15 protein-coding genes are annotated in these 14,661 nt (G+C 30.5%); 8 read left to right on the top strand and 7 right to left on the bottom strand.

What is annotated here, in order from left to right; translation table 11 throughout:
- Positions 1–153: 153 nt before the first annotated feature.
- From SM9_RS07060 to SM9_RS12385, 3 genes are all read right to left on the bottom strand, one after another.
- Positions 154–1,674: an MFS transporter gene (locus SM9_RS07060; protein ID WP_083495865.1), complete on the bottom strand. Its 1,521-nt coding sequence runs from the start codon at positions 1,672–1,674 to the stop codon at positions 154–156.
- Positions 1,675–2,466: 792 nt separating this feature from the next.
- A complete protein-coding gene (locus SM9_RS07055) occupies positions 2,467–2,844 on the bottom strand; it encodes an ATP-binding protein (RefSeq protein WP_058739473.1) in 378 nt (125 codons plus the stop codon).
- 116 nt (positions 2,845–2,960) lie between these two features.
- On the bottom strand, positions 2,961–3,140 hold the full coding sequence (locus tag SM9_RS12385) for an STAS domain-containing protein (RefSeq protein ID WP_058739472.1): 180 nt from the start codon (positions 3,138–3,140) through the stop codon (positions 2,961–2,963).
- 177 nt (positions 3,141–3,317) lie between these two features.
- Between SM9_RS12385 and SM9_RS07045 the strand changes: the two genes are divergently transcribed.
- From SM9_RS07045 to SM9_RS07035, 3 genes are all read left to right on the top strand, one after another.
- Positions 3,318–3,539, top strand: a complete 222-nt coding sequence (locus SM9_RS07045) for a hypothetical protein (protein WP_058739471.1) — start codon at positions 3,318–3,320, stop codon at positions 3,537–3,539.
- Positions 3,540–4,550: 1,011 nt separating this feature from the next.
- A complete protein-coding gene (locus tag SM9_RS07040; RefSeq protein ID WP_058739470.1) occupies positions 4,551–4,733 on the top strand; it encodes a hypothetical protein in 183 nt (60 codons plus the stop codon).
- 20 nt (positions 4,734–4,753) lie between these two features.
- Complete coding sequence (locus SM9_RS07035) at positions 4,754–5,554, top strand: DUF2207 family protein (protein WP_058739469.1); 801 nt, start codon at positions 4,754–4,756, stop codon at positions 5,552–5,554.
- A gap of 268 nt (positions 5,555–5,822) precedes the next feature.
- Here SM9_RS07035 and SM9_RS07030 read toward each other — a convergent pair whose 3' ends face one another.
- The gene (locus tag SM9_RS07030; RefSeq protein ID WP_058739468.1) at positions 5,823–6,065 is read right to left on the bottom strand and encodes a hypothetical protein; all 243 of its coding nucleotides are present in this window, start codon (positions 6,063–6,065) and stop codon (positions 5,823–5,825) included.
- A 54-nt stretch (positions 6,066–6,119) separates the two neighbouring features.
- Positions 6,120–7,649 carry a cobyric acid synthase CobQ gene (gene cobQ, locus SM9_RS07025; RefSeq protein WP_058739467.1) on the bottom strand — a complete coding sequence of 510 codons (1,530 nt, stop codon included), beginning with the start codon at positions 7,647–7,649 and terminating at the stop codon, positions 6,120–6,122.
- A gap of 332 nt (positions 7,650–7,981) precedes the next feature.
- Between cobQ and lonB the strand changes: the two genes are divergently transcribed.
- Together lonB and SM9_RS07015 are read left to right on the top strand one after the other, a co-directional pair.
- Positions 7,982–9,862 carry an ATP-dependent protease LonB gene (lonB, locus tag SM9_RS07020; protein ID WP_232299197.1) on the top strand — a complete coding sequence of 627 codons (1,881 nt, stop codon included), beginning with the start codon at positions 7,982–7,984 and terminating at the stop codon, positions 9,860–9,862.
- Positions 9,863–9,930: 68 nt separating this feature from the next.
- Positions 9,931–11,352, top strand: coding sequence for a Mur ligase family protein (locus SM9_RS07015; protein ID WP_058739465.1), 1,422 nt, complete (start codon positions 9,931–9,933; stop codon positions 11,350–11,352).
- Here SM9_RS07015 and SM9_RS07010 read toward each other — a convergent pair.
- Both SM9_RS07010 and SM9_RS07005 read right to left on the bottom strand, forming a co-directional pair.
- A complete protein-coding gene (locus SM9_RS07010; protein WP_058739464.1) occupies positions 11,342–11,824 on the bottom strand; it encodes a hypothetical protein in 483 nt (160 codons plus the stop codon). The genes SM9_RS07015 and SM9_RS07010 overlap by 11 nt on opposite strands.
- Positions 11,811–12,725, bottom strand: a complete 915-nt coding sequence (locus SM9_RS07005) for an ADP-ribosylglycohydrolase family protein (protein WP_058739463.1) — start codon at positions 12,723–12,725, stop codon at positions 11,811–11,813. Before SM9_RS07005 ends, SM9_RS07010 begins: the two co-directional genes overlap by 14 nt.
- Before the next feature lie 217 nt (positions 12,726–12,942).
- On the opposite strand from SM9_RS07005, the gene SM9_RS07000 reads away from it, so the two are divergent.
- From SM9_RS07000 to SM9_RS06990, 3 genes are all read left to right on the top strand, one after another.
- A complete protein-coding gene (locus SM9_RS07000; RefSeq protein ID WP_058739462.1) occupies positions 12,943–13,158 on the top strand; it encodes a hypothetical protein in 216 nt (71 codons plus the stop codon).
- 139 nt (positions 13,159–13,297) lie between these two features.
- On the top strand, positions 13,298–13,663 hold the full coding sequence (locus SM9_RS06995; RefSeq protein WP_058739461.1) for a zinc-ribbon domain-containing protein: 366 nt from the start codon (positions 13,298–13,300) through the stop codon (positions 13,661–13,663).
- An 83-nt stretch (positions 13,664–13,746) separates the two neighbouring features.
- Positions 13,747–14,661, top strand: coding sequence for a ribose-phosphate diphosphokinase (locus SM9_RS06990; protein ID WP_058739460.1), 915 nt, complete (start codon positions 13,747–13,749; stop codon positions 14,659–14,661).

The following is a 14,661-nucleotide window of genomic DNA, read 5'->3' as shown; positions in this document are numbered from 1 at the left end:
CATCCAACATAAAAAAGGAATAAAGAATGAAATTGAAAATTATGCGGAATGGATTGGAATTTTTTTGGAAAATAAGTTTTGAAAATATGTGTTGAATTAGTCAAAAAACTAAAAAAAGAAATTAAAAAAAAGTAAATGGGGGAATAAGTCCCATTATTTTTTAATCTTTTTATCTTCCAGCAGCAGCGTCAGAATAAGTACAATTGCCATTATAATTGCTGTTATTTGCATTACGAATGCCATTGTGTCCTGAAGAATAATATCCACAATTCCTACAACAGTAGGATCGGATTGGATATCGTTTATACTACTTACTGTCTGAAAGCTTTCATATGCTTCTAGCTCGAATGTTTCATTTCCCGAATATTCGGGAGCATACACGTCGACTGCATGGGAAATACCTCCGAAAACTCCAAGAATTAGAATTATTCCAATAATCGCAGTACCCATTGATTCACCTAATGACTGACTGGTTGAAGTAATGCCTGATGCCCCGTTTTGACCTTCGGGAGGAACATTGATTATTGCAATATCCACACTTAAAGCCATTGCAAAACCAAGTCCTGCTCCCATTATAAACATTCCGGGCAGTAAATTCAGCATTGATGTATGCAATCTAAACTGTGTGCTTAACAGCATACATCCCACGATTGCTATTATACATCCTATTGCCATGAGTTTCCTGTGACCCAATTTTACAGATAAACTTGGAGCCATTAATGCAAAAATAAGCAAACCAATTGTCAATGGTAGTGTGGTTAAACCTGTATCGAATGCATTTAACTGCAATACGCTTTGCAAGAACAAGGAAATTGCAAATAGTGCACCTCCCATTGAAAGATAAGCTAATAATAAGATTAAAGTTCCCACACTTAAATTTTTGTCTTTTAATAATTCAATATCAAGCAATGGCACTTTGCCACTTCTTTTTCTTCTGAGTTCAAACCATACAAATCCTACTAATGCAATAATTCCTACAATTATTACTCCTATACTGGTGTTGAAATCATTAGTCAATAATAAAATACCATATACCAACAAAACAAGACCTATTAATGAAATTATGGTGCCTGTAATGTCCAAATCTTTTTTGGATTCGGTAGGTGGGAAACTAGGTATTTTACTTTGCAGTAATAAAATAATGATAACGATTATCAATTCAGATGCAAATCCATATTTCCAGCTTAAAAATGTTGTCATGACTCCACCGAAGAGTGGACCGATAGCAGCCGCAATTGCGCCCATGACACCTATGATTGCCAAAGCAAATGTACGTTTTTCGCCATGGTATGTTCCGCTTATTATGGAAACGGTGGCAGGCATCATTAATGCACCAGCAACACCTTCTATTACTGCCCATCCGATAAATAACATGGTAGAACTTGAACTTATTGCTGCAGTGAATGTACCGATACCATAAAGTGCAGTACCGATTAAAAAGAGTTTCTTTTTACCGACTATGTCCTGAAGCTTGGCGCTGAGCATCATGAATGCAGCTGTGATTAAAGTATAAAACGACATGGTTGCCTGAATAGTACTTACATCAGTATGCAAATCAGCAACAACTTGGGCAATACTTACATTCATGAATGTAGCGTCCAAAGCTATAATAAAGGAAGCCAAAGCCACTATTATTAGTGGAATCCATGACTGTTCCTTATTTGTTTCATTCATTTTTATTAATCCTCCAATATATTTACAAAATTATTAATTATGATATTATTTATGTATAATATTATTTTTTATTTTCTTTGATTTATATATCTAAATGTTTTTAGATAATCAACATTTTTTTTTAATTCAGATAGGCTTTTAATAATTTATAAATGTTTTCTGCACCAATGATTTCATAATCACTGACATTTCCACTTGAAGAGTATATGAATAAAATTAAATTTTAATATTTTGATAAGAATTCATCAAATAATTGATCTTTCCGGTAAAGAGTCATGTTCAAGAGCGAACTGGGGAAAGATTAAATTTAGAATAAATATACGACAAATACAGAATAAAAACAAAGTGTATTCATTGTTACATCAACGTCAACATGAAACTGGTTAAAAAGAATATATGTTGCATAATCCAGATTCTTCACTTTGATTGGAAATGTTAATGAAGGTGAGGTTGATTTAGTGGAGTTAATTATAGTAGAAGTACACCATTACAAAATAAAGAAACAAAACTCAAATATGTATTATATAACATTTACAGGGTCATACAAGTATTTTAGGAGATGGTTTCTACAAGGTTATAATTGAAATGGGATATCCGTTAAAAAAATCAAGTAGTGTATTTGCTAATACTGAACCTAAAGCACCATATGGGCCAAATAATAGTCCTAAAATATATACTAAACCAAGATAGGGGTTACTTAATCCAAAATTCCAAAATAAATTAAAAGAAAAAATATAATCAACTATTATCATTAAAAAAATGATAATATTATTTTTATTAGTTTTGTTTTTATTATTCCACTTTTTTAATAATTTTTAAGTGATTTTCACCATCAATATAATTATAGTAAAGTTCATCAGATATTTGTTTAGTAAGAAATATACCTAATCCGCCAATTTGCGCTTCATCAATATCCTTGGGAAGATCATGTTTTTCTTTTAAAAGAGGATTAAATTCAATTCCATTGTCAATAAATTTCATTATTAATGTTTCATTTTCATATTCAACATTTACTTTAATGAAATCAGCTTTTGAATACTTTATAATATTGACAAAAACCTCCTCAACAATCAAATTAACATGGAGGTTTTCTTCTTGAAGTTCATTTAATATAAACTCATTTAAAGTATATAATTCAGTTAATTTGGGTTTTAGTATTATTGAACTCATTCTATCTTTAAAATCTTATCAAAACCAGACATTCTAAATATTTCGCCAACTGCATTATTAACATTTTTAATGGCAAATGGAATATTTTCTGCTTTTAATTTCTTTTGAGTGTCAATTTAAACTCTAAGTCCTGCACTTGAAATATATTCTAAATCTGTAAAATCCATTATTAAGGAGTCGAAATTTCCTATTTCATTATTAATTTCTTCATGCAAATTCTGTGAAGTAATTGTATCAACACGGCCTTCAATAACTAATGTTAATTCTTTTTCATTATAATTTTTTGAAATATTCATAATATCTCTCCTTGATGGGTATGTTAATTATTTATAATTTTGTTAATTATTAAAATTTTGTAATTTAGATTATTCTTTTTAACATTTTATGTATATATTTTGAAAAATTATTTTTAGAAAATAATAATTTTTGTTTCAAATCCATTTCAAATAAAAAATTTTCACATACTGTTTGGAATGTTCCCTTCGAAAACATTCGCTTCAAATAAAATTGGATTTGTTATTACTGATAATGTATGTAATTATAATTCAACTAGAAATCGTGATATGAGTATAGGTATTGGTATTGTCGAATCATTGTTTATCTTTGGAATGGCTCATTACTCTGCATATTCTGGAAGAGTTTTGCAAATATTATTAATTCAGGGACTCGGTTCTATATTTAATTTATATGCTTAATGAAAACAAAAAACGTATCTGTGTCATATATTATTCATTTGATGATTGATTTTTCCGGTTTTATTCTAGCAGAAATTCAGGCTGGAGTTCAGTAATATCTCAAGTTGGAATTGCAGCCAGATAGATGCAATAGCATCTGCTTCTTCTTTTATTTTATCATATACAATACCCTAACTTCTTAAATTGAGAATGAATTGGAAGTTGCTGTATATTTTATATATTGTTACATTTTGGGTTTTATTTCCTTAAAATATTGATTTTAGCATGTTTACAAAATTATAAGACACTGTGGGTTGTATTAAAAGATTTTATAAGAAATTAGGAAGATGAAAAAATCTCACATTACAAATCAAAAGAATTGATCATTAAAGAAATTGTTAAATTTAAAGTAAAATTAACAAAGACTGCAAAATTTTGGAGTGTATTTCCTGCAACACCAATCAAAGCTGATAAAAATGATATATGGCTAATTTGAGTATTTAATTAAATATGCAACAGAAAAAAGGGTCCGATGAATAACATTTAATTCCAATAAACAAAATGACAAAAATTACAATTAAAAGGAAACATTTAAAATACAATATTCAGATATTTAATAATATAGTCTATTACTTAATGTTTTTATCATTTTGTAATATTATTCTTGGGCTGTTATATTCTTTATGAATTATAAGGTTTACCAAGCTATCCCTCGTTGACTTACGAGTTCATATTTTATTTATATTATATTTTTTTTAAGAAAACACAAATTCCCTAAAAAATAATACAATAATTATTATAATATAAAATAACATATTTAAATAAAACCAAAGAGAGCAAATGAAAAGTAATATGCAAATGGTAAAAACTTTAAGAAATATACTATAATAATAAATGTACTCATATTTAAATTTAGAAAATTATAATTAGAGAATTTTAGTCGGAAAATGATTAGGCATTATAAACTTTAAATATTTCTTTTTTAAATATTTAAATATATTATATTTATCAAAGATAATCGGGGAATTAATAATGAAGATGCATAAAATTTGTCCAAGATGTGGATCTAGAAATGTTGACTGGATTATTCCTCAAAATTGGTCACAATGCATTTGCAGAGACTGTGATTACACTGGACCAATAATTGAAGGAAATGATGAATTGGCACAAGAAATTCGTGAAGCTTATGTAGAATCTTTGAAAGATGATGAATAAAAAAATATATGGTGTTGTATATGTTAGGCTTAAACAATAATCAATTTGATGAAAATATCAAAAATATTCCTTGTGATGATTCATATCCTATGGTTTCAATATTGTATTCAAAAAATAATGGTGTGGGTGTAAATGCATTATCACTTACAATACTTGATTTAATCAATAAAAACCAAATCAGATGTGACATAGATTTGGATGATTCATATGAAATAGGTAAAAAATTAACTCCACATGATATGGAAGTCATGAAACACATAACTCTTAGAATCGCAAATAAGGGTGAGTTGAAAACTTCAGAATCATTAGCTATCAATTTGCTTAAGAACATGAACAAAAGTAAAAAATTCAACCTAAAAAGCATGGCCAAACAAAGTAATATTACTGCAATTGCCAATAAATTCGAAAATGATTTCAGTGATTTTCTCAAAGTTATTGAAAATGAAAATGACTTTGATGGTAAAAATTATAAAGATATCTTGGAAAATGGTAAATTGACAGGCAAAGGAAAAGAAATTAAAAAAGAGTGGAAGAACTTCCAGGATTATTTAAAGTCAAAGGATTTAACTGAAAAGTTTCCTCCTGAATCTGCATTGGAAAATTCTCAACAGATTATATATGGTGCATGCTTTGGCATTGAAAAGAATGCATTGGATGTAAGGGAGAATAATTCTACATTAACAGATTTCATAGATAAAGATGGATATAAGTTATTAAACATTATATTTAATAATGCATTACTGAATGTAAGTGAAAAAAGAAAAGGTGATGGAATATTTTATGGAGTTAATGATAAATATACCATCCCTGGTGGAGGATAATATCCTCTATTAACTAACTTATTATTTTTTTAGATTCAAATTTTGACATATCTAACTTTATATCTTGCAAAGAAGTAACTGAATATACTTTTTGTGGTCTTCCCAATCTGATACCTAATCATATTCCAATTATTTTCCAATTCATTGTATAATAAAGAATAATGTAAAACAATTGATTGTTTGGATTTAATTTTATATAAAAATAATTTAAAATTATTTAATCTGTATAAATTTATATAAAAAATAGTAAAAAAAGAACTGAATAAATCTATTCAGCATTAATTTCAATATCAAAAGTCATAGCTTCAATTTCAGCGCTTTCACCAGATTTTATGGTGTATAATGGTGAACCTTGTAATATCAGGTTGTTGTTGACTTCTCTGACTTTATTGTCAGCCACTTCTTGCATGTGAGTTCCGTCACATAAAAATCCTGCGGTGGAATCGCCTTCTAACTTGTAAGAAATTACTTCGCCATTGTTTTTATTTGTTGCTTTCACGTTTACAATCATTTAAAAAATCTCCTTTCATTTTTATTATTATATATTTTTTTAAATATATTAATATTATTCTTTAAAAATTAATTTATCAATAATATCCATATCCAGATTATTTTCTACGATTTCAGCTAGTTTATTTAGAGAATAATCTTTTTGGGCCTTGTATGGGTCTTCGCCAGTTTGAATTTCAAGTCCTTTTTTTGCCCTAATATAATTTAAGAATTCACGTCTGAAATTATAGTTATTGAATATTCCATGGAAATATGTTGCGAAAATATTTTCATGGCAAGCACCGTCTACAAGACCATTTTCATCATTTCCCTGACCTTTTTCGATATTTAAAAGAGCATTGCAGTTTAAAAGATTGCTTGTCCCTTCATGGATTTCATATCCTGTAACTGTCTCACCAACAATATCTTTAAACATTTCCCCGGCAATTCCACATAGATTATCTGGAATTGTTGCCTGTGATTGTGTTACAATTTTGTCTTCACGTTTAAACTCGGAAGTTATTGGAAGCAAACCTAAACCTTTTATTGTTCCTTGTTTTGATTCTTTTTTCTCTTCATCAATGATTTCTTCACCAAGTATCTGAAATCCTCCGCAAATTCCGATTATTGGTATTTCATGAGCTTTTGCAATGATTTTATCTGCAAGTCCGCTTTTTTGTAATTCATAGGCATCCTGCGTTGAGTTACGGGTTCCGGGAATTATGATAGCATCAACATCTCCAATATCATCGTTAACTCCAATCATCCTTATTCCCACATCGCTCTCAGCTTCAAATGGATCAATATCTGTAAAATTAGCTATTTTCGGAAGTCTGATTACTCCAATCATAATGTCTTTGTCTTCATCAAAATTATGTGTTGTAAGGGATGCAGAATCCTCTTCCGGAAGTCTTAATGTTTCATCATATGGCAAAACACCTAAAACTGGCTCACCAGTTATCTCTTCAATCCTATCCAGTCCCGGCTTTAATATGTTAAGGTTTCCTCTAAACTTATTGATGACTGTTGCCTTTAGACGTGATCTGTCATAATCGTCAAGCAATACATATGTTCCAGCTATTGCCGCAAATACTCCTCCCATCTCAATGTCTGCTATTAAGATTACATTTGCATCAGCCAAATGAGCAATTTCCATATTTGCAATGTCCTGGTCTCTCATGTTGATTTCGGCAGGAGATCCCGCACCTTCGATTACGATAATATCATATTCTGATGATAGTTTATTGAAGCTGTCTTTTATGGCATCAAAAGCTGTGTCGTGATATTTATGCTGGTAATCATAGAAATTCATATCTCCGATTGATTTTCCCTGTATGATTACATTGGATGTAAAGTCTCCCTTTGGCTTGAGCAAAACTGGATTCATGTGTATGCTTGGTTCAATCATTGCAGCTTCTGCCTGTAGCATTTGGGCTATTCCAATTTCACCATTCTCAAAAGTGGTATATGAATTTAGAGACATGTTTTGAGATTTAAATGGAGCTACTTTATACCCTCTATTTTTGTAAATTCTACATAAAGCTGCTACAAGCATACTTTTTCCCGCATTTGATGATGTTCCTTGAACCATTATACATTTAGCCATAAAATATCACTTTACTTTTTTTAAATTTTATTTATATTTAATGTTTGTATAATCTCATTATTAAAATTATATAAAATTCAATTGATTGAGATTTTATTAGCTTTTTATTTTTCTTACTAAAGTTTACTAAATTAGAAAACTTTTTATATATAATAAAATTAATATAATATAGTAATAGGAAAAATGATTTTTAAAATGTTGAATATACTTATTATATATAGTGAGGTTTTTTAATGAAATTTGAAGAAAAAGAGCCTATTGAAGAATCTTCTGATGATGTTGTTTTAGAGCCTGAAGTCACACATGATGTTGTTGATGAGGAAACTAAACCTATGTTAGATTATGAAAACATCAAAAGTTCACAGGACATTGAGGTTCCTCCTTTATTGATTGACCAGGTCATTGGGCATGAAGAGTCCATTGAAACAATTAAAAAAGCAGCAAAACAAAGAAGAAATATTTTGTTAATTGGTGATCCTGGTGTTGGGAAATCAATGTTGGCTAAGGGAATGGCTCAAATATTACCACACGAATCTTTACAGGACATATTAATTTATCCAAATGTTGAAGATAATAATCATCCAATAATAAGAACCGTACCTGCGGGAGAAGGTAAAAAAATTGTAAAAGCAACCAAAGGTTCTGCTCGTGGTCATGAAGAACGTAAAACTCTCATTACTACATTAGCTATTGGTGGAATATTGATAATCGGATTTTTCTATGGAAGAATTCTTGAATCCATTATCGCAGCAGCTTTAATTTTACTTATTTCAATTCAAATCAAGCCAAAAAATACTACAATGTCTCCTAAATTATTGGTTAATAATGAAGAAAACAGATTTGCACCGTTCATGGATGCAACCGGTGCGCATGCAGGAGCATTGCTTGGTGATGTACGTCACGACCCATACCAATCAGGAGGATTAGGAACTCCGGCACATGAACGTGTAGAAGCAGGTATGATTCACAAGGCAAACCGTGGAGTATTATACATTGATGAAATCGGTACAATGTCAATGAAAACCCAACAAGAACTTTTATCTGCAATGCAAGAAAAAAAATATTCAATCACAGGCCAAAGCGAAAACTCAAGTGGTGCGATGGTAAGATCCCAGGCTGTACCATGTGACTTTGTGCTTGTGGCATCAGGTAACATTCAAGTTCTTGAAGGAATGCATATTGCAATGAGATCACGTATCAGAGGTTACGGTTACGAAGTATTCATGAAGGATTATATGGAAGATACAACTGAAAATAGGGAAAAATTAGTCCAGTTCGTAGCCCAGGAAGTTAAAAATGATGGAAGAATACCTCATTTTGCTCCAGATGCATTGGATGAAATCATCATGGAAGCAAAACGTAGATCAGGTAAGCAAAATGCATTAACATTAAGATTAAGAGAACTCGGTGGATTAGTAAGATCTTCCGGTGATGTGGCTATTGAAAAAGGTGCAGATTTAGTTAAAGCAGAACATGTGCTTGAAGCTAAGAAATTCTCAAGAACCTTAGAACAGCAAATAGCTGACAGGTCAATTATCCAAAGAAAAGAATACAGTATGGTTAATGCTGAAGGTGGAAGAGTCGGTTTAGTAAATGGACTTGCAGTAATTGGAGACAGAAGTGGAATTGTATCTCCAATCGCAGCTGAAGCAGCACCTGCTCAATCTAAAAACGGTGGTCAAATTATTGCTACAGGTAAACTTGGAGAAATTGCATCAGAATCAGTTCAAAATGTAAGTGCACTGATTAAAAAATACACTAACAAAAACTTGTCTGACTATGATATTCACGTTCAATTTATCCAGACATATGATGGAGTTGAAGGTGATTCAGCTAGTGTAAGTATAGCTACTGCTGTAATATCTGCTGTTGAAGAAATTCCAATTGATCAGACTGTAGCTTTAACAGGTTCATTGAATGTTCGTGGAGATGTAATGCCTATTGGTGGTGCTACTGCTAAAATCGAAGCAGCTGCAGAATCTGGAATGAAAAAAGTTTTAATTCCAAAATCAAACTTAAAAGATGTAATGATTGAGAAAAAATATGAAGACATGATTGAAATCATTCCAACAGAAACTTTAAGTGATGTTTTAGAAAATATTTTAATCAGCGGAAGCAAAAAGGATCAATTAATTGAAAAAATGAAATCAATTGGTTCAAAAGTAGCTGAAAAGGTTCCTCAATCTACAATAAATAATCCAACTACCAATTAGTTGGAATTATTTCTATTTTTTTAATTTTTCAGTAATAATTATATATTTTGATATCTAATGTATATAATATGAGTATTAAAGTGGTTATTGCAAAAACATTGGCAAAAATTGGAGGACCTGTTTCAAAATTAGGTTCTGGAAGTGGAAAAAGTTTTGCGGGCATTATCTTTTCAAAAGTTGCAGGTATTGATGCAATTTCAGAATTATCTTCAGATTTGGGAATTGGATCTATCATATTGACTGGAACTAACGGTAAAACAACAACAACCACTCTTTTAATTAAACTATTATCTAATGATTTGGAAATTAGAAGTAGTTTTGAAAGTAACACGATTAATGCCATAGCTACTGCTTTAATTCAACAAAAAGGAGATATAGGTGTTTTTGAATATGGTATCCGTAATATAAAATATGGAATACCAGACACTGTACAGAGGGTTGTTGACCCTGTCGGTGTTGTCTACACCACAATTTCACCGGAACATGCTCAGGTTGCCGGTGTAAAAAATCCATTCAAAGATTATTATAAAGCTAAAGAATTATTGTCCCAAAATATGGATAAGGGATTCATAATTACCAATACTGATGATCCAAGAACTGCATTTTTAGGTTATAAAAAACGAAATGATGTTAAAGTTCATTATTATGGTCTTGAAGTCGATGATATCCATGACTTTTTTGATGCTGATGTAATAGAATGTCCTTCCTGTGGAAAGGAATTGAACTATGAAAAAAGGTTCTTGAATCACAGAGGAGTTTATTCATGTGAATGCGGATTTAAACGTCCCGAACCTAATGTCAAATTAACGAATATTGAGTTTACAAATGAAAAATGGATGATGACCATTGAAGGAAACTTATTCAATTATCCAAATAATCATGATATTTCATTTAAGGTTGATTTGAATGTTCCGCCATTCGGATTCCATAATATTTACAACACTTTGGCTTCAATCACTACCTATGCAACATTCACTCCTAAAATTGAAAATATAGAAACTACAATTCATAAGGTATTTGACAATTTGGACATGTCATTCATTCCGCCTGGAAGATTTGAAGTGGTAAATCATGGAAATAAACTGATAGGTCTTGGTCAGGGAGATAATGGTGATGCAGCTAAAATCAATGCATTGTTCATGAATCAGTTCATTGACGGACCTTTGGAATTTATCTACACTACACCTGATGTTGATGAAGAAGAAATATTTGAAGACCACTTTAAAGTTATAAAAGCAATGAATCCTGCTCATGTTATTGTAGTTCCTGGAAGAGAATCAATCGAAAAGGCTGAAGAATATTATAAAATTATAAAAGAGGAATATCCTGATGCCGAATTCTATCCATTGAGCTATGAGGAAATGACAAAAAGAATCAATAAGTTATATGAACTTGCTATAGAGTCTAAATATGACTATGTTATTATGACAGGTTGCGGTGAAGAGCAGGCAATGTGGGAAAGCATAAAGCAAAAATTAATTAAGAGATAATCATTTTACTAATTATCTCATCTAATTTTTCATATAATCCTTCATCACTTTTTTTAATTGGTCTGAAGCATGATTCAATTTTACATCCACATAAATCGATTGTTCCTATGATGTAGTTTGATGAATTCTTTTCAATCAATATTCCGAAGTATAATTCGTTTTCATGTGCATTTTTCTCATATTCATCTTGTGTTATTTTAATCGTTTTATCTTCCGCGGAAAAAATATCACATTCATTGACTATTGGTATAAAAGCAAGCATTCCGCAATTGATGAAAATATTTTCATCTTTTAGTATTTTCATGAATTTTTCTTCATATGAATCATCATCTGAAATATCATAACCTTGCATTTCATCAATGCTATTGCTTCCCATGTAGTAATTATCATCAATTACTGTGGCCACCAAATCAGGATCCATATAATTATTGCAGACAGATCGGATATTTTTAATAGTTTCATAAACATCCATCACAATACACCTCATACTTTTCACATAATTCAAAGACTTCACTGATTTTAGGAATTTCTTCTATCCAATCCACAGGTATTGAATCAAATCCATAAAATATTCCGGCCAATCCTCCACATATTGCCCCGACAGTATCTGTGTCTCTACCTAAATTAACAGCTTTAAGGACAGCATCTCTGAAATTATCAGTATTTTTAAGTGAATATATTACACTTTCAAAAGTTGTTATTACATAGCCTTTACTGCTAATGCTATCTTCATCATTTAATTCATCATTAAAAATTCTTTTGAAATGATGTAACTCACCAGAGTCTTTATAATGCTCTTTAATTTTATTTCCCGCTAATTTAATGTGTTCATCAATAGTCAAATTGTTTTCAAGCATTGATTTAGCTATTTCAATATAAAAGACGCATGCTATTTTAGATCTTAAATGACCATGGGTTAGTCCGGATATGTTTTCAATAGTCTCGTAATCAATATCCGGAATAAATGCGAGGGGTAAAATTCTCATCAAGGAACCGTTACCATTGTCTCTTTCACCAGTTCCACCACATTCTATTGCATCAATTCCCATTTTGTAATTTTGAATTCCACGGGCTGTTGTTATTCCATAATCAAAGGTATTTGAGTATTGAGTATATTTTCCAGTTTCTATCCATGATTGAAATTCTTTCATAATATCATCGTAATCGATTTCATTTTTATTTACAATACTTGCCATGGTGGCTATTGTCATTGAAGAGTCATCAGACCATGTTCCCGGAGGCATGTTGTAAGTGCCATATCCTTCCATTTTTGTAACAGGATCAATTTTTAATGATTCTCTTGATTGGAATTCAACCGGAACGCCCAATGCATCACCAATAACCAATCCAATTATTCCGTCTTTAACTTTCATATAATAACCTCAGTTAATTCTTTAAACAGTCATATTATACTATGTAGATAAGATGATAATAAAATTTTAGGGATTAGGAGGATATTTTCTTTCATTCAATAATTTTAAATATAAAAATGTTATAAATACTAATTGAGAAAAATATAATTGTATGTTTTTTGAATTTATAAAATAAACAGTATTATATTATTCTCAAAAAAATTGATAGGTGATTTTTATGGAATGGGATGCGGTTGTTAATGCAATTCTTTCATTTTTTATTCCTGGTGTAGGTCAGGGAATAAATGGATATAAGCAAAAAGGAATAATATTATTTGTAATTTTCATAGCACTTTCTGTTTTAACACGTTTTGCAGGTTTAGGAATTGCTGGTACAATTATATTAATATTATTAAGGTTATATGCAGCATATGATGCATACAATACTTATTAAACTTTTTTTAATTTTATTAAATTATTTAATTTATTTATATTAATTTTTAAATTTTTTATTATTAACTAATTTTTTTGCATATCATATAATTAATCGTAAAAAATAGATTTATATACTTTTAATGATTAAGTTTATAGTGATGACTAGAATATGCTCTAAATGTGAATATGAAAATCAGGATGATTATGATTTCTGTGCAAAATGCGGCAATCCGCTGATTGAAGGGGTTCAGCCTAAAAATTTCATTGTTTACAAGGCACAGCCAAGGATAAATAAAAAAACAATTGCTATATCTTATATCATAACTATTTTTCTTTCATGGAGTGGTTTTATAGTTTCTATCCTATCAAAACATTCTTCAATGGGAATATTTGCATTTTTCGGCTTTTTTTTACCATTTTATTTAATCCAATCACCTGTTGGAGAAATCAAACGCCATGGTTTTATCCAATTGGCAATTTCACTTGTCGGTGTTGCATTATCATTATACGTTTTGATTCACTAATCATGCTTTTTTCAAAATCAATACTTAACTTTTTAACATTGAAAAACTATACTAATTAATGTATAAAAATTTTGGTGATACTTATGATTATAGGTGGTTCAGCTTCTCAGGATTTGGCGGCACATGTTGCTAAAGAACTTGGAGAAGAATTATGTTACGTGGAAATTAAGAAATTCCCGGATGGAGAAAAGTATTTACGTATTAATGGAACAATTGAAGATGAAGTAACTGTTATTCAATCTACAGGTTTTCCTCAAGATGAAAATCTGATGGAATTGATATTTTTAATTTCTACCCTTAAAGAGTTAGGTGCTAAAAAGGTACGTGTCGTTGTCCCATATTTAGGATATGCTAGACAAGAGAAAAGATTCAATGACGGGGAAGCTGTTTCTGCAAAGATTGTCTGTCAATTAATTGAATCTGCAGGTGCTGATGAATTCATAACATTCAATATTCATGAAGAGTGTGTTTTAAACTTCTTTAACATTAAGGCTAGAAATATTTCTGCAATGCCTGCAATAGCCGAATATTTGGATAAAAAATTCTTCAGAAAAACTGATGAAAAACCGTTGATTATCGCTCCTGATAAAGGCGCATACGGTTTTGCTCAGGAAATCTCTGAAATCATCGGATGTGAATGCACATATTTATCCAAAGTTCGTTTAGGGCCTGATAAAGTAGAAACAAGAATTGTTGATGTAAGATGTGATGGTGCAGGTGAAAACACTGTTAATGTGGACTCAGTAAAAGGCAAACATGCAATTATCATTGATGATATCATAGCAACCGGTGGAACTATTGTAAATGCAATAAACATTCTAAAACAATATGGCGCAAAATCTGTAGATGTATGCTGTGTACATCCTATTTTAACAAATAATGGTGCTGTTAGAATATATGCTGCCGGAGCTGAAAAAATCATTGGTACAAACAGTTTATCCTCTGATACTTCACGTGTATCTCTTGCAAAAAGTATTGCAGATGCATTGAGGGAATAG

It is taken from the genome of Methanobrevibacter millerae (assembly GCF_001477655.1).
Lineage (GTDB): Archaea > Methanobacteriota > Methanobacteria > Methanobacteriales > Methanobacteriaceae > Methanocatella > Methanocatella millerae_A.
The sequence above is the reverse complement of the archived record's forward strand: the minus strand, read 5'-3'. Positions and strand labels throughout refer to the sequence as shown.

Coding starts and splice junctions, on each gene's coding strand:
- SM9_RS07015 (WP_058739465.1), top strand. CDS start 9,931: ATGAGTATTAAAGTGGTTATTGCAAAAACATTGGCAAAAATTGGAGGA.
- SM9_RS06990 (WP_058739460.1), top strand. CDS start 13,747: ATGATTATAGGTGGTTCAGCTTCTCAGGATTTGGCGGCACATGTTGCT.
- SM9_RS07005 (WP_058739463.1), bottom strand. CDS start 12,725: ATGAAAGTTAAAGACGGAATAATTGGATTGGTTATTGGTGATGCATTG.
- lonB (WP_232299197.1), top strand. CDS start 7,982: ATGTTAGATTATGAAAACATCAAAAGTTCACAGGACATTGAGGTTCCT.
- cobQ (WP_058739467.1), bottom strand. CDS start 7,649: ATGGCTAAATGTATAATGGTTCAAGGAACATCATCAAATGCGGGAAAA.
- SM9_RS07035 (WP_058739469.1), top strand. CDS start 4,754: ATGTTAGGCTTAAACAATAATCAATTTGATGAAAATATCAAAAATATT.
- SM9_RS07060 (WP_083495865.1), bottom strand. CDS start 1,674: ATGAATGAAACAAATAAGGAACAGTCATGGATTCCACTAATAATAGTG.
- SM9_RS07045 (WP_058739471.1), top strand. CDS start 3,318: ATGTTCCCTTCGAAAACATTCGCTTCAAATAAAATTGGATTTGTTATT.
- SM9_RS07010 (WP_058739464.1), bottom strand. CDS start 11,824: ATGGATGTTTATGAAACTATTAAAAATATCCGATCTGTCTGCAATAAT.
- SM9_RS07000 (WP_058739462.1), top strand. CDS start 12,943: ATGGAATGGGATGCGGTTGTTAATGCAATTCTTTCATTTTTTATTCCT.
- SM9_RS12385 (WP_058739472.1), bottom strand. CDS start 3,140: ATGAATATTTCAAAAAATTATAATGAAAAAGAATTAACATTAGTTATT.
- SM9_RS07055 (WP_058739473.1), bottom strand. CDS start 2,844: ATGAGTTCAATAATACTAAAACCCAAATTAACTGAATTATATACTTTA.
- SM9_RS06995 (WP_058739461.1), top strand. CDS start 13,298: ATGACTAGAATATGCTCTAAATGTGAATATGAAAATCAGGATGATTAT.
- SM9_RS07030 (WP_058739468.1), bottom strand. CDS start 6,065: ATGATTGTAAACGTGAAAGCAACAAATAAAAACAATGGCGAAGTAATT.
- SM9_RS07040 (WP_058739470.1), top strand. CDS start 4,551: ATGAAGATGCATAAAATTTGTCCAAGATGTGGATCTAGAAATGTTGAC.